General features: G+C 64.5%; 28 protein-coding genes and 1 tRNA gene. 14 read left to right on the top strand and 15 right to left on the bottom strand.

Translation table 11 applies throughout. The features are described from left to right. Nucleotide 1: 1 nt before the first annotated feature. Together rplT and rpmI are read right to left on the bottom strand one after the other, a co-directional pair. Nucleotides 2–358, bottom strand: coding sequence for a 50S ribosomal protein L20 (gene rplT / locus ACKUUH_RS05340; RefSeq protein ID WP_322314160.1), 357 nt, complete (start codon nt 356–358; stop codon nt 2–4). A 29-nt stretch (nt 359–387) separates the two neighbouring features. After that, a complete protein-coding gene (gene rpmI / locus ACKUUH_RS05335; protein WP_322314159.1) occupies nt 388–588 on the bottom strand; it encodes a 50S ribosomal protein L35 in 201 nt (66 codons plus the stop codon). A gap of 233 nt (nt 589–821) precedes the next feature. Here rpmI and ACKUUH_RS05330 point away from each other — a divergent pair, with 233 nt between their 5' ends. From ACKUUH_RS05330 to ACKUUH_RS05320, 3 genes are read left to right on the top strand one after another with little or no spacing between them, the layout of a single operon-like run. After that, on the top strand, nt 822–1,043 hold the full coding sequence (locus tag ACKUUH_RS05330; RefSeq protein WP_407948836.1) for a type II toxin-antitoxin system CcdA family antitoxin: 222 nt from the start codon (nt 822–824) through the stop codon (nt 1,041–1,043). A 10-nt stretch (nt 1,044–1,053) separates the two neighbouring features. Continuing rightward, the gene (locus ACKUUH_RS05325; RefSeq protein ID WP_407948835.1) at nt 1,054–1,371 is read left to right on the top strand and encodes a CcdB family protein; all 318 of its coding nucleotides are present in this window, start codon (nt 1,054–1,056) and stop codon (nt 1,369–1,371) included. 11 nt (nt 1,372–1,382) lie between these two features. Then, nucleotides 1,383–1,910 (top strand): VOC family protein, encoded by a 528-nt coding sequence (locus ACKUUH_RS05320; RefSeq protein WP_407948834.1) that lies wholly within the window; start codon nt 1,383–1,385, stop codon nt 1,908–1,910. A gap of 4 nt (nt 1,911–1,914) precedes the next feature. Here the strand turns inward: ACKUUH_RS05320 and ACKUUH_RS05315 are convergent, their stop codons facing one another. After that, nucleotides 1,915–2,430, bottom strand: a complete 516-nt coding sequence (locus ACKUUH_RS05315) for an I78 family peptidase inhibitor (RefSeq protein WP_407948833.1) — start codon at nt 2,428–2,430, stop codon at nt 1,915–1,917. A gap of 222 nt (nt 2,431–2,652) precedes the next feature. On the opposite strand from ACKUUH_RS05315, the gene ACKUUH_RS05310 reads away from it, so the two are divergent. Further along, nucleotides 2,653–4,008: a 4Fe-4S ferredoxin gene (locus tag ACKUUH_RS05310; protein ID WP_407948831.1), complete on the top strand. Its 1,356-nt coding sequence runs from the start codon at nt 2,653–2,655 to the stop codon at nt 4,006–4,008. Here ACKUUH_RS05310 and ACKUUH_RS05305 read toward each other — a convergent pair. The 3 genes from ACKUUH_RS05305 to ACKUUH_RS05295 all read right to left on the bottom strand — a co-directional run bounded on the left by ACKUUH_RS05305 (nt 4,005) and on the right by ACKUUH_RS05295 (nt 6,307). Beyond that, on the bottom strand, nt 4,005–4,439 hold the full coding sequence (locus ACKUUH_RS05305) for a MarR family winged helix-turn-helix transcriptional regulator (RefSeq protein WP_407948830.1): 435 nt from the start codon (nt 4,437–4,439) through the stop codon (nt 4,005–4,007). The two genes, ACKUUH_RS05310 and ACKUUH_RS05305, sit on opposite strands and share 4 nt — an antisense overlap. A gap of 183 nt (nt 4,440–4,622) precedes the next feature. Next, entirely contained in the window at nt 4,623–5,873 is a 1,251-nt protein-coding gene (locus ACKUUH_RS05300; RefSeq protein ID WP_407948829.1) for an LLM class flavin-dependent oxidoreductase, read from the bottom strand. Between the two features lie 170 nt (nt 5,874–6,043). Further along, a complete protein-coding gene (locus tag ACKUUH_RS05295) occupies nt 6,044–6,307 on the bottom strand; it encodes a hypothetical protein (protein WP_407948828.1) in 264 nt (87 codons plus the stop codon). A 246-nt stretch (nt 6,308–6,553) separates the two neighbouring features. Here ACKUUH_RS05295 and ACKUUH_RS05290 point away from each other — a divergent pair, with 246 nt between their 5' ends. Next, nucleotides 6,554–7,507 carry a glycerophosphodiester phosphodiesterase family protein gene (locus ACKUUH_RS05290; RefSeq protein WP_407948827.1) on the top strand — a complete coding sequence of 318 codons (954 nt, stop codon included), beginning with the start codon at nt 6,554–6,556 and terminating at the stop codon, nt 7,505–7,507. A 58-nt stretch (nt 7,508–7,565) separates the two neighbouring features. Here ACKUUH_RS05290 and infC read toward each other — a convergent pair whose 3' ends face one another. The 3 genes from infC to ACKUUH_RS05275 all read right to left on the bottom strand — a co-directional run bounded on the left by infC (nt 7,566) and on the right by ACKUUH_RS05275 (nt 9,823). Then, nucleotides 7,566–8,087, bottom strand: coding sequence for a translation initiation factor IF-3 (gene infC, locus ACKUUH_RS05285; protein WP_407948866.1), 522 nt, complete (start codon nt 8,085–8,087; stop codon nt 7,566–7,568). Nucleotides 8,088–8,276: 189 nt separating this feature from the next. Further along, nucleotides 8,277–8,636 (bottom strand): hypothetical protein, encoded by a 360-nt coding sequence (locus ACKUUH_RS05280; protein WP_407948826.1) that lies wholly within the window; start codon nt 8,634–8,636, stop codon nt 8,277–8,279. Next, complete coding sequence (locus ACKUUH_RS05275) at nt 8,633–9,823, bottom strand: glycosyltransferase family 4 protein (protein WP_407948825.1); 1,191 nt, start codon at nt 9,821–9,823, stop codon at nt 8,633–8,635. Before ACKUUH_RS05275 ends, ACKUUH_RS05280 begins: the two co-directional genes overlap by 4 nt. Before the next feature lie 53 nt (nt 9,824–9,876). Here ACKUUH_RS05275 and ACKUUH_RS05270 point away from each other — a divergent pair, with 53 nt between their 5' ends. Continuing rightward, entirely contained in the window at nt 9,877–10,668 is a 792-nt protein-coding gene (locus tag ACKUUH_RS05270; protein ID WP_407948824.1) for an alpha/beta hydrolase, read from the top strand. A 135-nt stretch (nt 10,669–10,803) separates the two neighbouring features. Here ACKUUH_RS05270 and ACKUUH_RS05265 read toward each other — a convergent pair whose 3' ends face one another. Both ACKUUH_RS05265 and ACKUUH_RS05260 read right to left on the bottom strand, forming a co-directional pair. Next, nucleotides 10,804–11,202: a hypothetical protein gene (locus ACKUUH_RS05265; protein ID WP_407948823.1), complete on the bottom strand. Its 399-nt coding sequence runs from the start codon at nt 11,200–11,202 to the stop codon at nt 10,804–10,806. Between the two features lie 87 nt (nt 11,203–11,289). Continuing rightward, nucleotides 11,290–12,168: an SDR family oxidoreductase gene (locus tag ACKUUH_RS05260; RefSeq protein ID WP_407948865.1), complete on the bottom strand. Its 879-nt coding sequence runs from the start codon at nt 12,166–12,168 to the stop codon at nt 11,290–11,292. 60 nt (nt 12,169–12,228) lie between these two features. Between ACKUUH_RS05260 and ACKUUH_RS05255 the strand changes: the two genes are divergently transcribed. After that, nucleotides 12,229–12,990, top strand: coding sequence for a hypothetical protein (locus ACKUUH_RS05255; protein ID WP_407948822.1), 762 nt, complete (start codon nt 12,229–12,231; stop codon nt 12,988–12,990). Here ACKUUH_RS05255 and queG read toward each other — a convergent pair. The 4 genes from queG to ACKUUH_RS05235 are packed head-to-tail and all read right to left on the bottom strand — an operon-like array spanning nt 12,975 to nt 16,225. Next, the gene (queG, locus tag ACKUUH_RS05250; protein WP_407948821.1) at nt 12,975–14,120 is read right to left on the bottom strand and encodes a tRNA epoxyqueuosine(34) reductase QueG; all 1,146 of its coding nucleotides are present in this window, start codon (nt 14,118–14,120) and stop codon (nt 12,975–12,977) included. The genes ACKUUH_RS05255 and queG overlap by 16 nt on opposite strands. Beyond that, nucleotides 14,101–14,778: a glutathione S-transferase family protein gene (locus ACKUUH_RS05245; RefSeq protein ID WP_407948820.1), complete on the bottom strand. Its 678-nt coding sequence runs from the start codon at nt 14,776–14,778 to the stop codon at nt 14,101–14,103. The genes queG and ACKUUH_RS05245 overlap by 20 nt, the downstream gene beginning before the upstream one ends. Nucleotides 14,779–14,798: 20 nt before the next feature. Further along, entirely contained in the window at nt 14,799–15,212 is a 414-nt protein-coding gene (gene cueR / locus ACKUUH_RS05240; protein ID WP_407948819.1) for a Cu(I)-responsive transcriptional regulator, read from the bottom strand. A gap of 5 nt (nt 15,213–15,217) precedes the next feature. Beyond that, complete coding sequence (locus ACKUUH_RS05235; RefSeq protein WP_407948818.1) at nt 15,218–16,225, bottom strand: complex I NDUFA9 subunit family protein; 1,008 nt, start codon at nt 16,223–16,225, stop codon at nt 15,218–15,220. A 174-nt stretch (nt 16,226–16,399) separates the two neighbouring features. Here ACKUUH_RS05235 and ACKUUH_RS05230 point away from each other — a divergent pair. From ACKUUH_RS05230 to hpf, 7 genes are all read left to right on the top strand, one after another. Further along, nucleotides 16,400–16,486: transfer RNA gene (locus tag ACKUUH_RS05230), tRNA-Leu, on the top strand. Nucleotides 16,487–16,553: 67 nt separating this feature from the next. Then, nucleotides 16,554–17,165 carry a ribonuclease D gene (locus ACKUUH_RS05225; protein ID WP_407948817.1) on the top strand — a complete coding sequence of 204 codons (612 nt, stop codon included), beginning with the start codon at nt 16,554–16,556 and terminating at the stop codon, nt 17,163–17,165. 121 nt (nt 17,166–17,286) lie between these two features. Beyond that, the gene (gene lptC / locus ACKUUH_RS05220; RefSeq protein WP_407948816.1) at nt 17,287–18,003 is read left to right on the top strand and encodes an LPS export ABC transporter periplasmic protein LptC; all 717 of its coding nucleotides are present in this window, start codon (nt 17,287–17,289) and stop codon (nt 18,001–18,003) included. Continuing rightward, nucleotides 18,000–18,569 (top strand): lipopolysaccharide transport periplasmic protein LptA, encoded by a 570-nt coding sequence (lptA, locus tag ACKUUH_RS05215; RefSeq protein WP_407948815.1) that lies wholly within the window; start codon nt 18,000–18,002, stop codon nt 18,567–18,569. The genes lptC and lptA overlap by 4 nt, the downstream gene beginning before the upstream one ends. 92 nt (nt 18,570–18,661) lie before the next feature. Then, nucleotides 18,662–19,465, top strand: coding sequence for an LPS export ABC transporter ATP-binding protein (gene lptB, locus ACKUUH_RS05210; RefSeq protein ID WP_407948814.1), 804 nt, complete (start codon nt 18,662–18,664; stop codon nt 19,463–19,465). 28 nt (nt 19,466–19,493) lie between these two features. Beyond that, on the top strand, nt 19,494–21,029 hold the full coding sequence (rpoN, locus tag ACKUUH_RS05205; RefSeq protein ID WP_407948813.1) for an RNA polymerase factor sigma-54: 1,536 nt from the start codon (nt 19,494–19,496) through the stop codon (nt 21,027–21,029). Nucleotides 21,030–21,360: 331 nt separating this feature from the next. Then, nucleotides 21,361–21,616 (top strand): ribosome hibernation-promoting factor, HPF/YfiA family (hpf, locus tag ACKUUH_RS05200; protein ID WP_407948812.1); only part of this gene is annotated, 256 nt, incomplete at its 3' end.

Raw genomic sequence — 21,616 nt, 5'->3', positions numbered from 1 at the left:
CTTACTGAAGGGCCGCCTGCGCCTGGGTGACCAGAGCCTTGAAGGCCTCGGGCTCATGGATGGCGAGATCGGAGAGAACCTTGCGGTCCACCTCGATGCCAGCCTTGGCGAGGCCGTCGATAAATCGCGAATAGGTCAGGCCGTATTCGCGGACACCGGCGTTGATGCGCTGGATCCAGAGCGCGCGGAAGTTGCGCTTCCTCGTGCGACGGTCGCGATAGGCATACTGGCCGGCCTTCTCGACGGCCTGATTGGCCGTGCGGAAGGTATTCTTGCGGCGGCCGTAATAGCCCTTCGCCTTCTTGATGATCTTGCGGTGCCGGGCATGGGTGGTAACACCCCGTTTGACGCGCGACATGTGTTCAGCTCCTCTTCAGGTGTTCCGGTTCACGCGTAAGGCATGAAGTTTTTAAGCACGCGGGCGGCATCGGCATCCGCCATGACCGTCGTCCCGCGCTTGTTCCGGATCTGCTTGTTGGTCCGCTTGATCATTCCATGGCGCTTGCCGGTCTGACCGCGTTTGACCTTGCCTGAAGCGGTGAGCTTGAAGCGCTTCTTGGTCCCGCTTTTGGTCTTCAGCTTGGGCATTTTGCTCTCCGTGTTTTGGGAACCCGCTATTGAAGACCTTGAATTCATTGAAGAATTCGGCAGGTTGCGGGTCCGGGTCTTGGCATTACGGGCGGTCACGGCATGCCCTACAGGCCGGCCCGCCCCGAAGGCGCGGATTTATAAGGGAAAAGTCCGGCGCGTCAAGCGCCCGGCGCCCCTTCCGGCTCATGCGCAGGCTTGATGCGCATGATTTATGCGCATAGTCTATGCGCATGCCAAAGAAAGCCGTGAATCTCTCGGTCGATGCGGACCTCCTCGCCAGGGCGAAGGAGATGGACCTCAACTTGTCCGCGACCTTCGAAGAGGTCCTCCGGGAAAAGACCCGCGAGGAAGAACAGCGGCGCTGGGTGGAGGAGAACCGCGACGCCATAGAAGCCTTCAACCGCCGGATCGAGCGAGACGGTGTATGGAGCGACGGGCTACGCCGCTTCTGAGGAAATCTGAATGGCGCAATTCGACGTCTACCGGAATAGACATGCGGCCAGCCGCGAGGCCATTCCCTACTTTCTGCAGCTCCAGCATGACCAGATTCAAACGCGCGCACTGCGTGTTGTCGCGCCGCTCATTCCCTTGTCGCGAGTGGAGGTGCCGATGTCGCGCCTCAATCCGGTTTTCGATATCGAGGGACGGAAGCTCGTCCTGTCCACGCTCGAAATCGCCGGTATCTCCTCCTCCTTTCTCGGCGACGATATCGTAATGTCGCTCGCGGAGCGGCGCGACAACATCATCGCCGCGGTCGATTTCCTCGTGACCGGTATCTGACGGAGACACCCATGAGCCGCTTTTTCGGAAAAGTCTGCCAGAACGGCTATGTCGTGCGCGACATCGAGGCGGCGCTGAAGCACTGGACGGAAGTGATGGGCGTCGGGCCCTTCTATTACATCGACCGGGTGAAGTGCGACTGGTTCACCTATCGCGGCGAGCCTTCGCCTGTCGAAATGAGCATCGCGCTCGGCAATACGGGCGATCTCCAGATCGAGCTCATCCAGCAGCGCAACGATGCGCCGTCCATGTACATGGATTTCCTGAATGCCGGCCGCGAAGGCCTGCAGCATATGTCCTGGTGGACGACCGATTATCAGGCGCAATACGACCGCGCGCTCGCCGCGGGCTTCAAGGTCGGCCATGAGGGGCAGATCGGCGGGCCGCAGGGCCGCTTCGTCTATTTCGACACCGAGACGCATCCCGGTACCGTGATCGAGATGTCCGACATCAGCGGCGCGAAGGGCAAGTTCTTCGAGCATATCCGCAAGGCCGCCATCGGCTGGGACGGGACGGACCCGGTCCGCCCCGTCAAATAATCCCTCAGCCGCAATAGATGCGCGTGACCTTGTCTTCCGCGTCGAGTTCGACATTGAGCCGGTCGGGTCGGAAGTCCTGCGTCACCGCCTGATCGGGACGGATCACCCGGATCGTCGCCACGCCCTCGCCTGCCTCGATATCGCCCTTGGCTTCGTCATAGGACTTGCCGGTCCAGACGCCGAGCGCATCGGCAGCCGACTGGCAACCGGCCGCGGCTTCGTCGGCCGCACCGGTGATGGTTTCGGCATCCGCGCCTTCGGCCGCCGCTTCCTCGCCCATGGACATGTCGCTTTCATCCATCTCGCTCCCGGGCATGCTGCTGTCAGGCATGTCGCCTTCCGGCATGGCGCTGTCTACCGCGCCGGGCTCCGCCGTCATCGGAACGGCATTGTCCACGGCGGGCGCTTCCTCCGCCGTCGCGTCGGCAGCCTTTTCCTCTTCGTTCTGGTCGCAGGCCGCAACCGTCACCAGCGCGGCAATCGCCACCGAGCCGAGCAGGTGTTTGAGCGAAAAAGTCATGTCTCTCTCCCGTTGTCGTGAGCTGTCTCCGGCACGAATGCCTGATTTTGAAGAAAGCCCCCGCTTTCAGGCATTTCGATGGCGGTACCTGCCGCCATGGCACGCGCCGCTTTCCATAAAACACCACTGCGGCCAATCGGTTCCATGATGGAACCCGGGGCCTCTTGAATCCATTTCTCGATAGTGTATATACACTTTCATGAAACCCAGAGGAGGCCGGATATGGCGCACGATCTTGTAGCGGGCAGCGAGGAACATCCCGACGTGGCGCGCTGGCGCGCAAACCGTGCGGCGGAAAGCCAGCCGCTCACATCCGCGAGCTTGCGCGCGTTGATGCTCGATTGCGGTGCGGACGATTGCGGCTTCGTCGCGGTTTCAAATCCCGCCATCGCCGGCCAGCAGGCATGGATCGCCGCGCTGCTCCCCGGTGCGCAGACGCTCATAAGCTTCGTCATCCGCATGAACCGCGACACGGTGCGAACCTCCGTCCGCTCGGTCGTGAACGAGGAGTTCCACCAGACCTATGACGAGGTGAACCATGTCGCGCGACGCGCCGTGCGCCGCCTTGAGAATATGGGCGTCGGCGCGGTCAACCCGGCGGCCGCCTTCCCGATGGAAGCGCAGGCCTATCCGGCGGGCATGCGCGTCATCTCGCACAAGCAGATTGCGGAAGCGGCGGGGCTGGGGCGCATGGGGCTTCACCGCAATGTCATCCATCCGCGCTTCGGCAGCTTCATCCTGCTCGGCACCATCGTCATCGACCGTGTCCTCGACGACGTCTCGGCACCGCTCGACTACGCCCCCTGCCTCGACTGCAAGCTCTGCGTCGCCGTCTGCCCGGTGGAAGCGATCGGCATGGATGGCAGCTTCAACTTCTCGGCCTGCTACACCCACAACTACCGCGAGTTCATGGGCGGTTTCACCGACTGGGTGCATGAAGTCGTGGAAGCGAAAGACGCCGACGACTACGACGCGCGCGTGCCGCCCGGCGAAAGCGTCTCCATGTGGCAGAGTCTTTCCTTCAAGCCGGGCTACAAGGCGGCCTATTGCCTGAGCGTCTGCCCGGCAGGCTCCGATGTGCTCGGGCCTTACATGGACGACAAGGTCGAATACCGCAAACGCCTTCTCGATCCGCTGCTCGCCAAACCCGAAATCGTCTATGTGCTGAAGAATTCCGACGCCGAGGACAGCGTGCCGAAACGCCTCAAGACGAAAGAGGTGAAGGTCGTCGACTACAATATCCCGTCCGCAGATCCCTTCTCCTTCCTCTTCGGCCTGACACTCACATTTCAACGCCGCAAGGCGCGCGGGCTCGACGCGACGCTCGCGCTCACCATCTCCGACCACGGGCCCATGCCGGCAACTGTGCGCGTCCATGCCTCGCATGTCGAAATCGATTTCAAGGCGCCCGCCGCCTTCGATGCCTCGCTCACGCTCGACTGGCGGACGCTGCAGGCGATCTTCAGGGATGGCGTGTCGCTTGCCGAAGCCGTTGCCGAACACGGCGCGACGCTGACAGGCGACATCGCCAAGGCGCAGGCCATCCGCGATTGCTTCCCTGTCTACAGGGTGGATTAGGTTTTCGCGATCAACTGGTGCAGCGATTTCTTCACCGAGGGCCAGTTCGCTCCCAGCGCGTCCTCCACCTGCGTCTGTGCCTCGCGCCAGAGCGGCAGCGCCTGGGTGAGTTTCTTCCGTCCCGCCTTTGTGAGGCGGAGCCCGAGCGAGCGGCCCTCGCCGCTCGGCGCCGATTCGAGGAACCCGTCCTCTTCCAGCAGCTTCACATTGCGCACGAGGCTCGAGCGCTCGAGCGCCAGCATGTCGGCAAGCGCGGTGAGCGACTTCGCGCTGCCTTCCTCCACCGCGATCAGCAGCGTGAACTGGGTGATCTTGAGGCCGACGGGGCGCAGCGCCTTGTCATAGGTCCGCGTCAGCTTCCGCGCCGCCATGCGCGTGCGGAGCGCGGCGCAATTCTCGCGCACTTCCTGTTCGGTGACCGTCTCGCTCATGCCTGCACCCGCTTCATGTGTAGATACACGTTATGCGGGCAGCCCCGGCCGCGCAAGACGCGGCCAGGTTTCATATGCATCTGGCCGCGCAAGACGCGACCGGGTTTCATATGCATCTGGCCGCGCAAGACGCGGCCGGGTTTCATATGCATCTGGCCGCGCAAGGCGCGGCCGGCCCCGTTCCTACTCCGCTGCGCTGGTGCTCTGGTTCACCTGGGCCTTTTTCACCGACGCCTGGACCAGGGGGATCTCATGGTCCTCGAGCGGTTTCATCCAGTTCTTGCGCTTCAGCGCCGCCTCGATATAGGGCGCGAGCTCGGCCTGTTTCTTCGCTTCGCGCGCCGCAAGCTCTGCCTTGAACTCCGGCATGACTTCCTTGGCGAAAAGTTCGAGCGACTGGCAAATATGCTCGTGCTTGTTGCGGCCGGCCTGCTGCATGAAGATCACCTGGTCGACGCCCGCATTCTGGAAGGCGCGCAAATGCGCGCGCATATCGTCGGGCGTGCCGATGCCGGTTGCGATCGCCTCGGCGCGCTTTGCCGCGTCGATCACTTCCTGCGTGCGGTTGCCGCGCGCCTTGATGTAGTCGCCCCACATGTCGGTGCGGCCGGGCACCGTGTCATGCGCGACGAGCGCGTTCAGCGCATAGCCGAAGAACTCGAAGCCCTCATGGCCGCGGCGGATCGCTTCCTCACGGTCCTCGTGCAACGAGAAGTTCGAGACCATGGCGATGTTCGCGTTCACCGTGTGACCGATGGGGCGGCACTCCTCAGACTTGATGATGCCGTAATAGATCTCCGACCAGTTCCTCGCCTCTTCCGGATCGACGAAGGAGAAAGCGAGCGCGCCCACGCCGAGCGATGCCGCCACGCGGATCGTGTCGCGGTTCGTGCAGGCCATCCACATCGGCGGATGCGGGCGCTGCACCGGCTTCGGCAGCACATTGCGGCAAGGCATGGAGAAATACTGACCCTCGAAGCCCGGATAGGGATCGAGCACCATCATGTTCGCGATCTGCTCGCCCGCCTCGATCGCCATGGCGCGCTTTTCCTTCGCGGGAATATTGAAGCCGCCAAGTTCGAGGCGCGTCGCGCCCTCGCCGATGCCGAATTCCACGCGCCCGTTCGACATGATGTCGAGCGTTGCGAGACCTTCCGCCGTGCGGGCGGGATGATTGTAGTTCGGGATCACCTGACGAATGCCGTGGCCGAGGCGAATGTTCTTCGTCACGGAAGCGGCCGCCGCGAGGAAAACTTCCGGCGACGACGAATGCGAATATTCGTCGAGGAAGTGATGCTCCACCTCCCAGGCGTGGTCGTAGCCCAGACGGTCGGCCAGCACGATCTGCTCAAGCGCTTCATGGAACAGACGATGCTCGTCGCCCTCGTTCCAGGGTTTCGGCAATTGCAGTTCGTAGAACACTCCGAATTTCATGGATCGCTCTCCCCGTTTTCCGGCGTCCTTGCGCGAAAGCAAACTTCCGCGGGACGCCTGTTTCGTTTTTCGATGGGAGAGTGTAATCGGCAAAGCGGCGCGCGGCGAATATTGCCGACACCGGGCGCACTTGCCGTCGCGTCAGCCTTGGGTTGGCCGCAGATGCTCGATCAATGAAAGCCGCTCGGCACCGCACCGTCAGGGTGATGACTGCGGCGTGCGGCGCGGAGTTCCAGCTCCCGTTTGGCGGCCTCGCAGCGCACCGCGCTGTCATCCGTTTCGAGAATGCAGCGCAGTTCCTCGTCCGAATGCAGGCGAATATCGACCGGGCCGGTCAGCTCGACGGCACGGCGCATCACCTCCTGCGACTCGTAGAATGAGCGTTTGTGGCGTGTGCGGCCCGTAAGACGCCGCCAGAATTCAAAAACAGACATTCGCTCACCGGCCTTTCGCGGACACTCAAGTGCCTTCGGCTTCAGCGTTTCGATCCCCTCCGGAAGCGCTCTTGAGAACGGCACTTCCCGTCGATCTTGTGTCTGAAAACGAGACTACATCACGAAACAGGGATGTGCCAGACGATACACACAAGCTACAAAGGCTCTGCAAAACAATAGTGACGCCCGTTGCGCCTGCGCGGCCCGCGCGGCACCATTCCGGACCGGTTTTAATGGAGGAGATCAATGCGGACGCCACTACATGTGGCCCATCGCGGCGGCGCGGGGCTCTGGTCGGAAAACACCATGGCCGCGTTCACGCGCGCAATTGCCGCAGGCGCGGACGGCATCGAACTCGACATACATCTCTCGAAGGATCGCAAACTCGTCGTGCATCACGACGAAAGCCTGAAACCGGCAATCGCGCGCGGGCCCGACGGCGCGTGGCTCACGCGGCCGACGCCGCTCCTCAAGAACCTCACCCATGACGAGATGCGGGCTTACGACATCGGCCGGTTGCGGCCGGGTGCGCGCTATGGCGCGCGCTATCCCGATCAGGTGCCGGCCGACGGCGAGCGCATTCCGCTTCTCGCCGAGGTCTATGCGCTGGTGAAGGAGAAGGCGAAGCCGGACTTCCGTCTCTATGTCGAATTGAAGACGGCGCTGCTCGATCTTTCGCAGTCCGCCGATCCGCGCGAACTCGCGGACGCCGCCGTCGCGCTCACCCGCGAACACGGTCTCGAGGAAACGGTCACCTTCGTCTCCTTCGACTGGCGTGCGCTCGCCCGTGCGAAGGAGATCGCACCGTCGATCCTCAATGCCTTCACGACGCTGCCCTTCTTTCAGGTCGATCCGGAGGATGCTTCCGCCCAGCGCGACGAGCCGGGCTCGGAGGACGATCTCATCCGCAAGGCCTCCGCCGCGGGCGCGCCATGGGCGAACGGCTATGACTGGCGCCTGCAGACGGGCGCAACCTTCGCCGAGCGCATGCTGCGCGCCATCGCCGCCGGTCCGGCCGATGGCTGGTTTGCCTGGCATGGCGACGTGACGCCCGCGAATGCGGCGCTTGCGAGGGAACTCGGTCTTGCCGTCTCCTGCTGGACGGTCGACGAGGAAGCGGAGATGAAGCGGCTGGCCGCACTTGGCGTCGAGGCGATCCTCACCGACCGGCCGGACAGGCTCGCGAAGGCGCTTGCCTGACCGGAAACGAAAAAGGCCCGGCAGAGCCGGGCCTTTCCTCATCCTCGATGCGGCTGCCTCATTTCGGCGCCAGCACCATGATCATCTGACGGCCTTCGAGGCGGGGATAGAGTTCGACTTTCGCGATCTCCTCCACCTGCTCCTTGACCTTGTTCAGGAGCTGCATGCCGAGTTCCTGATGCGCCATTTCGCGGCCACGGAAGCGAAGCGTGACCTTTACCTTGTCGCCTTCCTCGAAGAAGCGAAGCATCGAGCGCATCTTCACGTCGTAGTCATGCACGTCGATGTTGGGGCGCATTTTGATTTCCTTGACCTCGACGGTCTTCTGCTTCTTGCGCGCCTCGTTGGCCTTCTTCTGGGCCTGATATTTGAATTTCCCGTAATCGAGAAGCTTGCACACGGGAGGCTTCGCGTTGGGCGATACCTCAACCAGATCCAGCCCGGCCTCTTCAGCCATGCGGATCGCTTCGTCGGTGGGAATAACGCCGCGCTTTTCGCCCTCGGCGTCAATGAGCAACACGGTCGGCTCATCGATCATGTCGTTTATGCGCGGGCCCTCTTTCGTGGGCGGCGCCTGCATCGGTCTGCGAGCTATGAACACTTCTCCTTCTGCCGGTCCGGCCGCCTGATCGCGCTCGGGAAAAGGGCGGTGACGCAAGCACGCTCCAGCGGCATTTGCGTTCCCTCGCCTGCTTCCCGACGGTGTCCACCCGGACACCCTCCAGACAATTGAGCCACAGCTATAGATTTGAAGGCCGCCTGCCGCAAGTCAAGAAAGGGGCAGCGTTCCTTCTCCAGGCACGCCCGGAGGCGCTCTTTCATGCCATTGTGGCCTCGGCCACACACAGAAACGCAGAAAGCGCGTCACACGGCTCACTTCGAGATCGTAGATATGGGCCGCCGACGCCCATGACAAGCGCCGCGCCCGGGCGAGAAAGGCCGAAGCGCCCTTCGCCGCGCCATCCTCCCAGCATGTTCCGGCGAAGCTCCCGAGCGCGCGGCGGCCTTCGGGCGTCGTCAGCAGGATGAGGCTGGCGGCGGGGTGGCCCTCACGGATCGCCGCGATTTCGTCGCGCGCATGGGAGACGCCGCTGCCGCCCAGCCAGATCGCGATGACGGTTTCGCTCACCTCGTCCCCGGCCCGCCGGCCCGGTTCCGCGCGATCAGCCGGGCATAAATCTCGAGCGTCGCGCCGCACATCGCCTCGACCGAGTAATGCGTCCTGGCGTTTTCATGCCCCGCCGCGCCCATGGCCGCGCGCGCCTCCCGCCCCATCGCCATCAGCTTCGCCATGGCGTCGGCGAGCGCCTCCGCATCCCCGGGGGGTACGCGGAAGCCCGTCCGCCCCTCGATCACGGTCTCCTGCTGCCCGCCCGCATCCGACACGATGACGGGGCGGGATGCGGCTTGCGCCTCCACCGCCGTCCGCCCGAAGGGCTCCGGTTCGATGGAAGGTGAGAGCACGGCATCGCAAAGCGCATAGGCGGCCGCCATGTCCTCGCCATGGCCGGCGAGACGCACGCGGGCCCCGAGCCCCGCCTCGGCAATCGCCGCTTCGAGTTCGCCCGCATAGGCATCGCGGCCCTGCGCATCGCCCACGATGAGCAGCATGAAATCCTCCATGCCGCGCGCAACGAGCAGCCGCGCCGCCTCGATCGCGACCGTCTGCCCCTTCCAGCGCGTGAGCCGCGCCGCATGCACGAAGACCGTGCCCGGATTTTCGCCGATGCCCCAGCGCCGCGCCAGCGCCTCGATCCGCGACGGCGTCACGGTTGCATAGGCCTCGATGTCGATGCCGCGCGGCACGGTGAAGATGCGGCCGTCCTCCGGCGCATGGACCCTGCGAATGTTCGCGGCCGTATAGTTCGAATTCGCGATCACGGCATCGCCGCGCACCATCACCGAATTGTAGAAGACCTTGAGGCGCGGCTTTTCATGCACGCGCGAATGATAGGTGGTGACGAATGGCACGTTCGCCCGCCGCGCCGCCGCGAGCGCGCTCCAGGCCGGCGCCCGCGACCGCGCGTGAACGAGGCCGATGCCCTCGCGCTCGATGAGCCGCGCAAGGCGCTCGACATTGAGCCCCATCACCACCGGGTTCTTCGAATGCACCGCCATGTCGGCATGTTCGGCGCCGCAAACGGCAAGCTCAGGCACCATGCGCCCACCCCGGCTCGCAACGATGGCGCGCCCGCCCGCCGCCACGACCGCGCGCGCGACATCGACCGTGGTGCGCTCCGCGCCGCCGGTTTCGAGCGCGGGCACGACCTGAAGGATGACAGGGCGCGGGTCCAGGTTTTCGAAAGGGTTGGCCAAGCCGGGGAATCCCTGTTGGATGCGTGTCGGATTTGAAAACGAAGTATCAGACAATGACCGACAGCCCTTCTCCCCGCAAGCTCGCGCGCCCCGGCCATGACGGCAGCACGGGCGAGGAAATCGCCTGGCTGATCGAGAGCCCCGCATCTCCCCTGCCCACCGGCCTCACCTGGCTCGGCGGCTTCAAGTCGGACATGACGGGCACGAAGGCGAGCGCGCTCGCCGAATGGGCGAGGACCGCGCAGCGGCACTTCCTGCGCTTCGACTATTACGCGCATGGGGCCTCCACCGGCGATTTCGCGAAAGCGACCGTCGGCCGCTGGCTCGACGACGCACTCGCCGCCATCGATACGCTGGCGGAAGGCCCGCAGGTGCTGATCGGCTCCAGCATGGGCGGCTGGGTGGCGCTGCTCTGCGCGCTCGCCCGTCCCGAACGCGTGAAGGGTCTCGTCCTCATCGCGCCCGCGCCCGACTTCACCGAAGAACTGATGTGGAAGTCGTTTTCGCAGGAAGTGAGGGACACACTCTCGCGCGACGGGCTCTATCGCGAGCCGTCTGACTATGCGGACGAACCTTACGAGATCACGATGAGGCTCATCGAGGAAGGACGTCGGCACCTCATCCTCGGCAAACAGATCCCGCTTGCCTGCCCCGTTCGCATCCTGCAGGGCATGAAGGATGCCGACGTGCCGTGGCAGCACGCCATGCGCCTCGTCGAGACGCTCTCGAGCGAGGACGTGACGATCGATCTTTCGAAGTCAGGCGATCACCGCCTCTCGACACCGGCGGACCTCGCCCGCCTCATCCGGACGGTCGAGGCGCTGCTGGAGGAGGTGGAGGGGTAGGAGCACCCAAACAAGGACGTCATGGCCCGGCTCGTCCGGGCCATCCACGTCTTTCTTAAGGGCACATGCCGCAAAGACGTGGATGACCCGCATAAAGCGGGTCATGACGATGAAGAGAACAGCATTGTTACCGCCTCAATCCACCTGAGGCAGCATGCGGTCGGCCTTGCGGAAATAAGCCCGTGCGTAATCGAGAAGTTCGGTGTTGGAGGGATGGTCGACCGTCTCGATGCCGACGACATGCCCGGCGACGGCGCCGTGCTTTGCCTGCAACCGCTTCAGGAAACCGAACTTCGCATTGGCCGGACCCACGATCAGGATTTCACCCGCGCCGGCAAGTTTGTCCGCGACCTCGTCGAAGAAGTCCGCATCTTCCGACTGACGCCAGCTCGCGCGTCCGGTGAACTGCGCATGTTTGCGCGTCGCCTTGTTCTTTGGCGTCACCTTGCCGGCCTCGGCCTCATCCGCGTTGAAATCGAGGATGCGCGCCTCGTGGTGATCGATCCAGACGACGGCGTGGTAGTGTTGGGTCATGGATGCCTCCCGAAAATTTCAGCGATTATAACGAGGTGCGGGCCTGCCGCGCTGCGGCAGAATGGCCTGCGTCATAGCGTCTTCAAGTCATGGCGTCTTCAAAAGCGCCTTCAATCCTTCGCGGTAGGTCGGATAGGCAAGCGCGACGCCAAGCTCGTCGTGAACAAGCGCGTTGGAAACGCGCCGCGAGGCCATGTAGAAGCTCCGCGCCATGGGCGACAGCGCGGCCTCCTCGAAGGGAATTTCGGGTGGTGGCGTCCGTCCCAGCAGTTCCGCCGCATAGGCAACGACATCCGTCGCGGGGGCGGGCTCGTCGTCGCAGACATTATAGATCGCGCCGGGGCGGGGCTTCGCCATCGACGCTTCGAGCACATTGGCGATATCCTCCACATGGATGCGCGAGAAAATCTGCCCTTCCTTCACGATGCGCTTCGCCGTGCCGTCGAGCACGCCCTGAAGCTGGTTTCGGCCAGGCCCGTAGATGCCCGCAAGCCGGAAGATGTGCAGCGGCAGCCCGCTTTCGCGCGCAAGCGCCTGCCATTCGCGCTCGGCCGAGGCGCGCCGGTCGCTGCGCGTCACATTCGGGTCGAGCGGTGTTTCTTCCGTCACCCACTCCCCTTTCCGGTCGCCGTAAACACCCGTGGTCGAAAGATAGGCGGCCCAGCGAATTTCCGGCGCGAGCGCGGCAAGCGCGCCCCGATGCGCGGCGAGAACGGGATCGCCCGCCTCCGTCGGCGGGGTGGAAACCAGAAGATGCGTCGTGCCCTGAAGCGCCGTTTCGGGGGCCTCCAGCGGCTTTCCGTCGGCGAAGACAAACGGTTCGATCCCCGCCGCCCTCAACCGCCCGGCTCCCTCCTCCGTCCGGCAGGTGCCCGCCACGGCGAAGCCGCGCGCAGCGAGCCGCCGCGCAAAAATCTTCGCGCTGTAGCCGCAACCGAAGCAGAAGAGTTTTCCGGCACCCGCCATCGCTTCCTTGCCTTTCTTTAATACTTGCAAGAAGGATGCGCCGGGGCGAGGCTGTGCGCCATGAAAAACCCGTCCGCCCTTCTTCTTATCCTCCCTTTCGTTCTTGCACCGGTCATGGCGTCGGCGCAAGAGACGCCCGCAGACCCCGCGAGCTATGAAGCCTGCGTCGCCCTTGTCGAGAGCGATGCGGCGGCGGCGCTCGACATGGCGAAGACGCTGAAACGCCAGCGCGGCGAGACGGAAGCCGGCGGCACGCATTGCGAAGCGCTCGCCCTGATGCAGCTCGGGCGCCCGGCGGAAGCGGGCGATGCGTTTTTCAATCTCGCCGAGCGGCTACTGCGCGCCGGCGATGCGATGCGCTCCGACATTTATGCACAGGCCGGCGATGCCTGGGTGCTTGGCGGCGAATACGAACCCGCGATCCGCGCCTATGACAACGCCATCGCGCGCACGCCGGACAAGCCGGACTTCTACGAGGGACGTGCACGGGTGAAGGCGCTTGCGGGGAAATGGGAAGGTGCGCGCGACGATGCGGCCGAAGCGCTGGCGCTCGATCCGAATTTCACCGCCGCCATGCTCATTCGCTCGGCGGCGAACCGCACCCTAGGCTACCCGCGCGCCGCGCTGGTCGATGCGAACCACGCGGTCGAACTCAATCCCCACAGTCTCGATGCGTTGCTCGAGCGCGGCCTCGTGCACAAGGCGCTCGGCGACAAGGCAAGCGCCTGGGGCGACTGGTCGAATGCAGTGAAATACGCCAAGGAAACGGGCCGCGCGGACGATCCGGCGGCGCTTGCTGCCGCGCATTATCTGAGCCAGTAGCGCCACTCGCCGCGCACGTCTTCATCTTCTTCCTTTTCGAGCGCCGCCCCCGCAATGCTGCGCACCTCATCGGGTGCCAGCCGCCCGAACGCCCAGACCGCCATGGCGCGCACCAGCGGCGAGGGATCGCCGAGCAGCGCACGCACCTCTTCCGCGAGCGCGGCTTGCCCGGAATTCCCGATCGCAATCAGCACGTTCCGCACAAAGCGGTCGCGGCCGATCCGCTTGACGGGCGACCCTGAAAAGAACGCGCGAAACGAGGGATCGTCGAAGCGCGCCAGTTCGGCGAGAAGCGGTGCGCGCAATTCCTCGCGCGCATGGAATGCGTCCTCGCGCGTGCGATGTGCGAACTTGTTCCAGGGGCAGACGGCGAGGCAGTCGTCGCAGCCATAGATGCGATTGCCCATGGGTTCGCGGAATTCGCGTGCGATATGCCCCTTGTGCTCGATGGTGAGGTAGGAAATGCAGCGCCGCGCATCGAGTTCATAGGGCGCGGGGAAGGCCCTTGTCGGGCAGATGTCGAGGCAGCGGCGGCACTCGCCGCAGCGGTCGGCATGGGGCTCGTCCGCGGCAAGATCGAGCGTCGTGAAGATCGCGCCGAGGAAGAACCAGGAGCCGAGTTTTCGCGACACGAGATTGGTGTGCTTGCCCTGCCAGCCGAGACCAGCCGCCTGCGCGAACGGCTTTTCCATCACGGGCGCCGTATCGACAAAGACCTTCACCTCCGCGCCGCTCGTCTCCGCGAGCCATCGCGCGACCTGCTTCAGCCTCTTTTTCACGAGGTCGTGGTAGTCGCGGTTCTGCGCATAGACCGAGATCGCCGCGCGGTCGCGCCGCTCAAGCGCCTCCAGGGGATCGCTCTCCGGCGCGTAATTCATCGCCAGCATCACGACCGATTTTGCGTCGGGCCAGAGCGTCTTCGGGGCCGCTCGGCGTTCCGCCGTCTCCGCCATCCAGCCCATGCCGCCATGACGCCCGAGGCCGAGCCAGTGCTGCAATCGTTCCGGAAGGTCGGCGCGGGCATCGGCACGCGCGATGCCGATATCGTCGAAGCCCGCTTCCCTCGCGCGCGTGACGAGATCGCCGCGCAGTGCCGTCAGGTCTTTCGGATCAGAAGTCGAGATTGGCATAGAGTTTCGGCGGCGGCATGCCGGCCACATGATCGGCGAGGATCCCCCTGAAGCCGGGGCGCGACTTGATGCGGACATACCAGTCCTTCGCGCCTGGATACTGCGCCCAGGGCACATCGCCCACATAGTCGAGGCAGGAGAGATGCGCGGCCGCCGTGAGATCGGCAAGCGTCAGCGTCTCGCCCGCAAGCCAGTTCCGCTCCTCCATCAGGTAGCAGATGTAGTCGAGATGGTAGCGCAGGTTGTGAAGCGCGGCGCGCACCACGATCATGTCCGGCGCGCCGCCGCCATCCGCCGCGCTGAGAAAGCGCCGCGTCACCTTCTCGAAGATGAGACCGTCCGACACTTCCGCGGCGAATTTCCGGTCGAACCAGTCGACGAGGCGCCGCACTTCCGCGCGCGCCAGCGGCTCTTCCGGCAGAAGCTTCACGTCGGGCGCCGTCTCTTCCAGATATTCCGCAATGGGCGTTGCACCCGAAATGGGCTCGCCCTCCTCCACCAGCACGGGCACCTCGCCCGCCGGGTTCAGCATCAGGAAGTCGTCGCGGCGTTCCCAGTCGCGCTCTTCCACGAGTTCGAAGTCGAGGCCCTTTTCGGCCAGGACCAGGCGCACCTTGCGGCAGGCGGGGGAAATCGGCAGATGGTAAAGCTGGCGCATGGGCTCGCGGGGTTTGCTTGTTATTTCTTGTCGGTTTCGGGGGCGCTTCCTGCGGCGAGTTCCTCGATGATCGGGCATTCGGGACGATCGTCCCCGTGGCATTTGCGCATGAGTGTCGAGAGCGTCGCCCGCATGGCGCGCAGGCCCTCGATCTTGTCGTCGATCTCCGCCACATGGTTCGCGGCAATCGCCTTCACATCGGCGCTGGAACGCTCGCGGTCGCGATAGAGCGCGAGCAGGTCGCGGCACTGCGCCACCGTGAAGCCGAGCGAGCGGGCGCTGGCGATGAAGCGCAGCGTATGCACGTCTTCCTGCGAATAGGCGCGGTAACCGTTCGCCGTGCGATCCGCGCTCTCGATCAGCGCGATGTCCTCGTAATAGCGAATGGTCTTGGCAGGCACGCCGGAGCGGGCTGCCGCCTCTCCGATATTCATGTCTCTCAGCTCGCGTTGATGCGCTCGAACTGTCCGCCACGACGGAAGCGGTAAAGATAGGTCGGCAGCACGATTTCCATCGCCGTCGCCCGGACGCCAAGTCCGGCGAGCGTGCGGCCTTCCGCCTCCGCCGCCTCGCTCACCACATTGTCGATGCCGAGAAGCCGCACCTGGTCGGGCGTCAGCGGCGGATTGGGAATGAACTGCGTGAAGAAGGCCATTGCCTTCGCCGCGAATACCGGGATCGGCAGCAGGACGCGCTTGCGGGCGATATTCACCAGCAGCAGTTCCATCAGTTCACGGAAGGTCTTCCTTTCCGGCCCGCCGAATTCGTACACCATGCCGCCCGTGCCGTCGCGTTCGACGATCCGCGCCACGCCCTCGGCAAGGTCCTTCACATAGACGGGCTGCATGCGCATCGTCCCGCCGCCGATCAGCGGCAGCACGGGAGAAAGCCGGGCCATGCCGGCAAAGCGGTTGAAGAAGCTGTCTTCGGGCCCGAAGACGATCGAAGGCCGCACGATCGCCGCATCCGGGAAAGCCGCGCGCACCGCCTTCTCGCCCGCCGCCTTGGCGCGCGCATATTCGGACGCGCCTTCCTCGTCCGCGCCGATCGCCGAGATGTGGACGAGTGCCGGCACGCCGGCCGCAGCGGCGGCGCGCGCGATGCGGCCCGCGCCTTCCGACATCACCGCCTCGAAGGTCTGCTTGCCGCTCTCGTTCATGATGCCGACGAGGTTCACAACGGCGACCGCACCCGCGACCGCCGCCTGCACGGAAGCCTCGTCGCGGATATTCGCCTGCACGGGTTCCACCTGGCCCACCACGCCCATCGGGCGCAGATAATGCGCATCGTTCGGGCGGCGGACCGCCACGCGCACCCGGTAGCCGCGCCGCGCCAGCGCGTGAACGATGTGGCGGCCGAGAAAGCCGGAACCGCCGAAGACCGTCACCATGCCGCCCGCCGGCCGCGCGCTTTTCATCATTTCCCGGTCCGCGCTATCCACGCTCATCTGGCCTCGCCTTTCGCTCTCAACGCCCCGCCGGGCTCCTCTTTTCCGCCGGAGCCCTGAAATCCCTCCCTTGATAGCCTATGCGGGCGGCGCGGCAAAGAGCGGGCGAACACGCTTGGCGCGCGCCTCCTCCATTGACATTGCCTCGCCCCCTATTTAAGCAACTGCGCACGTGCCCAGGTGGCGGAATTGGTAGACGCACCAGCTTCAGGTGCTGGCGCTCGCAAGGGCGTGGAAGTTCGAGTCTTCTCCTGGGCACCATTCCTTTCCCGCGGCGGTTCCGCCCGCCGCTCCCAATCCCCGTCAGGGGACCAAGCGGAGCCCGAACATGGCGGTCACGCTGCACAGGGGCGATCTTCCGGCAGACCTCGACTTCGGTGCGAGCGTCGCGGTCGATACCGAGACGATGGGGCTCAACCCCGAGCGCGACCAGCTCTGTGTGGTTCAGCTTTCGGCGGGCGACGGCAATGCCCATGTCGTGCAGCTCGACCGGGGCACCTACAACGCGCCCAATCTCCGCGCGCTGATGGCCAACCAGAACGTCCTCAAGATCTTCCACTTCGCGCGCTTCGACGTCGCCATGCTGCAGCGCTATCTCGGCGTCGTCACCTCGCCCGTCTACTGCACCAAGGTCGCCTCCAGGCTCGTGCGCACCTATACCGACCGCCACGGGCTCAAGGACCTGGTGAAGGAACTGGCGAATGTCGACCTGTCGAAGCAGCAGCAGAGCTCGGACTGGGGCGCCCGCGACCTCACGGAAGCCCAGCTTGCCTATGCCGCGTCCGACGTTCTCTACCTCCACGAGGTAAAATCCGTGCTCGACGGAATGCTCGCCCGCGAGGGCCGCATGGAGCTCGCCAAGGCCTGCTTCGCCTTCCTGCCCGTCCGCGCCGCCCTCGACCTCGCCGGCTGGCCGGAAGAAGACATCTTCGCCCATTGACCCCTCCTCCTGCGCGGCGCAGCCCCGGCGGTTTTCCGGCAGTTTCGTTGACGTATTATGGCGTATACGCGCATACTGGCGGCCCGCAGCGGCGGGTTCATCGACCCTGGAGCGACAGAATATGAGCGAGCGACCCGGCGACGAGACAGCCGGCGCCGGAACGGCCCGCAGAAGGCCAGCGCCGCCATCCGCCGGACAGGTGCCCCCCGCGCGCGGGCGCACCGAGCGCCGCGAAGGGCGCTATAGCCGTTTCGTCTCGCTGATGAAGATCGTGCTGCCGCTTGGCGCGCTGCTTCTTCTCGGCCTCATCCTCTTCTATTCGGGCGTTTTCGACCGCAAGGGCGATCTCGACGTCGCCTTCCGCGAAATCGACACGCAGCCGAGTGACCTGCGCATGGTCAGCCCCCGCGTCGCGGGCGTGACGGGCGACGGCTCGCCCTATCTCGTCACCGCCGACAATGCGACGCAGGACCCCTCGGAGCCCGGTTTTGTCACCTTCGAGAACATTCAGGCCGATGTGAAGATGGAAGGCGAGACGGACTGGCTGTCGCTGACCGCCTCCCGGGGCCGGTACAATTCCGAAACGCAGATGCTCGACCTCACGCAGAAGATCGATATCTTCACGACCTGGGGCTACGAAATGCATGGCGAAGAGGCGACGATCGATTTCAGCGAGGGAACGCTCAAAAGCGAGACCGAGGTGCAGGGGCACGGCCCCCTCGGTACGCTGCGCGCCGACCGCATGCGCGCCGACCATGCGATGCAGGTGCTTCGCTTCGACGGCAATGTGAAAATGCTGATCCTGCCGGATCAGCCGAGCCAGGGGGAAGAAGAGTGAGAGCCCATTCAAAAACCGGCCAGCCGAAAACCGGATATGCGGCGGCGGCGTTCGCGCTTCTTCTCACGGGCCTGCTCTTCGGCCAGCCCGCCACGGCGCAGGAAGGCGGCGCGCTGGGCGGCTTCCGCAACGAGCCCGACAAGCCGATCGAGGTCGAGGCCGATGCGCTCGAAGTCCAGGACACGAACCAGACCGCGACCTTCACCGGCAATGTCCGCGTCGTTCAGGGCGATATCCGGATGAAGGCCGACCGGATCACCGTCCATTACGCCAGCGGGCAATCGGGCGGCGCGCGCATCCAGAAGATCGCCGCCTCCGGCAATGTCCTCGTCTCCGCGCCCGACAACCAGACCGCGAGCGGCGAATGGGCGAACTACATGGTCGCCACGCGCCAGATCGAAATGGGCAATTCGGTCGTGCTCCGGCAGGGTGAAAATGTCATCCGCGGCTCGCGCCTTTCCGTCAATCTCGACAGCGGTCAGGCCCGCGTCACCGGCAGCGAAAATGGCGGAACCGGGCGGGTCAAGGGGCTCTTCCAGCCCCGCTCCCAGTCCCCGGCGGAGTGATTTTTCGAAAGAAGTCTTGGTTAATCCTTTCACTTCATACAATTTTAATGCCAAGTGACGTTTCATGGCATTAATGAAGTGATGGGGTCCTGATGACGGGCGAAACGGGGACAATCGGAAGAGGCGAGACCGCAGCGGCTGAAAGCCAGGGCGGACCGCATCTCGTTGCCGACAATCCGGGGCTCTGGGTCGAGAAAATCGGCAAGAGCTTCAAGGGGCGTCCCGTCGTCCGTGGCGTCAGCTTCCATGTCCAGCGCGGCGAGGCGGTCGGTCTTCTGGGGCCGAACGGCGCAGGCAAGACCACCGTCTTCTACATGATCACCGGGCTGATTTCGCCCGACTACGGCACGATCCTGCTCGACGGGCACGACGTGACCGATCTTCCGATGTATCGCCGCGCGCGCCGTGGCGTCGGCTATCTGCCGCAGGAAGCCTCGATCTTCCGGGGTCTCACGGTCGAACAGAACATCCGCGCCGTGCTCGAGGTCGTCGAACCCGACCGCGATCGCCGCGAAGCCGAACTCGACGACCTGCTCGCCGAATTCTCGATCACCCATCTTCGCCGCACGCCCGCCATCGCGCTTTCCGGCGGCGAACGCCGCCGCGTCGAGATCGCGCGTGCGCTCGCGACGCAGCCTTCCTTCATGCTGCTCGACGAACCCTTTGCCGGCATCGATCCGATCGCGATCGGCGACATCCGCGACCTCGTCGCTCATCTGAAGGATCGCGGCATCGGCGTGCTCATCACCGACCACAACGTGCGCGAGACGCTCGAACTCATCGACCACGCCGTCATCATCCATGACGGCACGGTGCTGATGGAGGGCGATCCCTCCGACATCGTCGGCAACGAGGATGTGCGGCGGCTTTATCTCGGCGAACGGTTCAGCCTGTAGTGAGTGAGTGTAGGGGGCTGACAGAGGCATGGCACTAGCACCGAGACTCGAGCTTCGCCAGGGGCAATCCCTGGTCATGACGCCCCAACTCCAGCAGGCAATCAAACTGCTGCAGCTGTCGAATCTCGAACTTGCCGAATATGTCGAACAGGAACTCGAGCGCAATCCGCTGCTCGAGCCCGGCGCCGCCGAGCCCGCCGAACGCAGCGAGGAGCGCGACGCCCATGAGGGCGAACGCGAACAAGTCATCTCCGCCGAAACCTCGCTCACGCTCAGCGACGACGGACCGCTGCCCGGCCGCGACGGCGACCTCGATACCGACTACGACAACGTCTATGCCGATGAAAGCCGCAGCGACGCGCAGAACGATGCGGCGGCGGCAACGCCCGGCCAGACGTCATCCGACTGGCAGAGCGTGCGCGGCAGCGGCGGCGCAGGCTCCGACGGCGAATTCAGCCTCGAAGCGACGCTGACGCGCGAAGCGACCCTTACCGAGCATCTCACCGAACAGATGAACATGGCGCTCAAGACGGCGGGCGACCGCATGATCGGCGCCTATCTGATCGACCAGGTGAACGAGGCGGGCTACATCGTCGTGGATGTCGCCGAAGTCGCCGAGCGTCTGGGGACGGATGTCGAGGATGTCGAGGCGGTGCTGCAGGTGCTGCAGACCTTCGAGCCGACAGGCGTCTGCGCGCGCAACCTGAAGGAGTGCCTTGCGCTGCAGCTTGCCGAGCGCGACCGGCTCGATCCCGCGATGCAGCTCTTTCTCGACCATCTCGAACTTTTCGCCCGGCGCGACTTCGACCAGCTCATGAAGATCACCGGCGCCGACCGCGAAGACATCGCCTGCATGGTGGAGGACATCCGCCTGTGCAATCCGAAGCCGGGCCTCGCCTTTGGCGGCGAGCCTGTCGTCCCCGTCGTGCCGGATGTTTTCGTTCGCGCGCGCGCCGATGGCAGCTGGGCCGTCGAAATCAACTCCGAAACGCTGCCGCGCGTGCTGGTCAACCAGCAATACTATGCGGAAGTCTCGAAGCTTTCGGGCGATGCGAGCGCCAAGGCCTATATTTCGGAATGCCTCAACAATGCGAACTGGCTGGTGAAGAGCCTCGATCAGCGCGCCCGCACCATCCTGAAAGTCGCTTCCGAAATCGTGCGCCAGCAGGATGCCTTCCTCGTGCACGGCATCCAGCATCTGAAGCCGCTCAATCTCAAGACGATCGCCGAGGCGATCTCGATGCACGAGTCGACGGTCAGCCGCGTCACCGCGAACAAATACATCGCGACGCCGCGCGGCATCTTCGAGATGAAGTATTTCTTCACCTCCTCCATCGCTTCCTCGTCGGGTGGCGCGGCGCATTCGGCCGAAGCCGTCCGCCACCGCATCAAGGAGCTGATCGACGTCGAACGGCCCGACGCGGTCCTCTCCGACGACAACATTGTCGACATCCTGAAAGGCCAGGGCGTGGACATCGCGCGGCGCACGGTCGCCAAGTACCGGGAAGCACTCAATATTCCCTCTTCGGTGCAGCGCCGGCGCGAGAAGAAGGCCTACGCCTGAGTCTTGCCGGGCCCCTTTCCGGGCCCTGCCTGCGACCTATATCTTCTTGAAAGATAAGGGTTTTAACGCTTTCTCAGGCATGCGGTTGACACCCATGATAGGGCCAACTAGTTTCCACGCGCTCAAGCGCCCCCGGGGCTCTCGTACCCGGTGGTGAGGCGGTGGGTTGAGCCGCTCCGGCGGCATGTACAATGGCAAATTCGAACGCCCATATCCGACGTAGAGTATGGGCTGCGTTGAAAATGCGGTCGTCCCGCAAGAGGGGCGAAAGTCAGGCCGAACCGTTTCGGCAACCGTCTGTTGTAGCGTAGTGGGCCCAGGAAGGTCTTTCATGCAAGTTCAGGTAAGCGGTCATCATCTCGACGTGGGAGATGCACTCCGCAACCACGCGGTCGAACGTCTCGAGGCCGCCATCACGAAGTATTTCGACCGGCCTGTCGACGGCACGGTTACGTTCACCAAGCAGGGCTACGAGTTCCGCGCCGATTGTTCGGCGCATCTGAGCTCGGGCCTGCGCGTCAATGCGCAGGGCGTTGCGACGGAGGTCTATGCCTCTTTCGATGCCGCGCTGGAACGGCTTGAAAAAC

It is taken from the genome of Parvibaculum sp., from assembly GCF_045863935.1.
In the GTDB taxonomy this organism is placed as follows: Bacteria; Pseudomonadota; Alphaproteobacteria; order Parvibaculales; family Parvibaculaceae; genus Parvibaculum.
The sequence above is the reverse complement of the archived record's forward strand: the minus strand, read 5'-3'. Positions and strand labels throughout refer to the sequence as shown.

Coding starts and splice junctions, on each gene's coding strand:
- rplT (WP_322314160.1), bottom strand. CDS start 358: ATGTCGCGCGTCAAACGGGGTGTTACCACCCATGCCCGGCACCGCAAG.
- rpmI (WP_322314159.1), bottom strand. CDS start 588: ATGCCCAAGCTGAAGACCAAAAGCGGGACCAAGAAGCGCTTCAAGCTC.
- ACKUUH_RS05330 (WP_407948836.1), top strand. CDS start 822: ATGCCAAAGAAAGCCGTGAATCTCTCGGTCGATGCGGACCTCCTCGCC.
- ACKUUH_RS05325 (WP_407948835.1), top strand. CDS start 1,054: ATGGCGCAATTCGACGTCTACCGGAATAGACATGCGGCCAGCCGCGAG.
- ACKUUH_RS05320 (WP_407948834.1), top strand. CDS start 1,383: ATGAGCCGCTTTTTCGGAAAAGTCTGCCAGAACGGCTATGTCGTGCGC.
- ACKUUH_RS05315 (WP_407948833.1), bottom strand. CDS start 2,430: ATGACTTTTTCGCTCAAACACCTGCTCGGCTCGGTGGCGATTGCCGCG.
- ACKUUH_RS05310 (WP_407948831.1), top strand. CDS start 2,653: ATGGCGCACGATCTTGTAGCGGGCAGCGAGGAACATCCCGACGTGGCG.
- ACKUUH_RS05305 (WP_407948830.1), bottom strand. CDS start 4,439: ATGAGCGAGACGGTCACCGAACAGGAAGTGCGCGAGAATTGCGCCGCG.
- ACKUUH_RS05300 (WP_407948829.1), bottom strand. CDS start 5,873: ATGAAATTCGGAGTGTTCTACGAACTGCAATTGCCGAAACCCTGGAAC.
- ACKUUH_RS05295 (WP_407948828.1), bottom strand. CDS start 6,307: ATGTCTGTTTTTGAATTCTGGCGGCGTCTTACGGGCCGCACACGCCAC.
- ACKUUH_RS05290 (WP_407948827.1), top strand. CDS start 6,554: ATGCGGACGCCACTACATGTGGCCCATCGCGGCGGCGCGGGGCTCTGG.
- infC (WP_407948866.1), bottom strand. CDS start 8,087: ATGCAGGCGCCGCCCACGAAAGAGGGCCCGCGCATAAACGACATGATC.
- ACKUUH_RS05270 (WP_407948824.1), top strand. CDS start 9,877: ATGACCGACAGCCCTTCTCCCCGCAAGCTCGCGCGCCCCGGCCATGAC.
- ACKUUH_RS05265 (WP_407948823.1), bottom strand. CDS start 11,202: ATGACCCAACACTACCACGCCGTCGTCTGGATCGATCACCACGAGGCG.
- ACKUUH_RS05260 (WP_407948865.1), bottom strand. CDS start 12,168: ATGGCGGGTGCCGGAAAACTCTTCTGCTTCGGTTGCGGCTACAGCGCG.
- ACKUUH_RS05255 (WP_407948822.1), top strand. CDS start 12,229: ATGAAAAACCCGTCCGCCCTTCTTCTTATCCTCCCTTTCGTTCTTGCA.
- queG (WP_407948821.1), bottom strand. CDS start 14,120: ATGCCAATCTCGACTTCTGATCCGAAAGACCTGACGGCACTGCGCGGC.
- ACKUUH_RS05245 (WP_407948820.1), bottom strand. CDS start 14,778: ATGCGCCAGCTTTACCATCTGCCGATTTCCCCCGCCTGCCGCAAGGTG.
- cueR (WP_407948819.1), bottom strand. CDS start 15,212: ATGAATATCGGAGAGGCGGCAGCCCGCTCCGGCGTGCCTGCCAAGACC.
- ACKUUH_RS05235 (WP_407948818.1), bottom strand. CDS start 16,225: ATGAGCGTGGATAGCGCGGACCGGGAAATGATGAAAAGCGCGCGGCCG.
- ACKUUH_RS05225 (WP_407948817.1), top strand. CDS start 16,554: ATGGCGGTCACGCTGCACAGGGGCGATCTTCCGGCAGACCTCGACTTC.
- lptC (WP_407948816.1), top strand. CDS start 17,287: ATGAGCGAGCGACCCGGCGACGAGACAGCCGGCGCCGGAACGGCCCGC.
- lptB (WP_407948814.1), top strand. CDS start 18,662: ATGACGGGCGAAACGGGGACAATCGGAAGAGGCGAGACCGCAGCGGCT.
- rpoN (WP_407948813.1), top strand. CDS start 19,494: ATGGCACTAGCACCGAGACTCGAGCTTCGCCAGGGGCAATCCCTGGTC.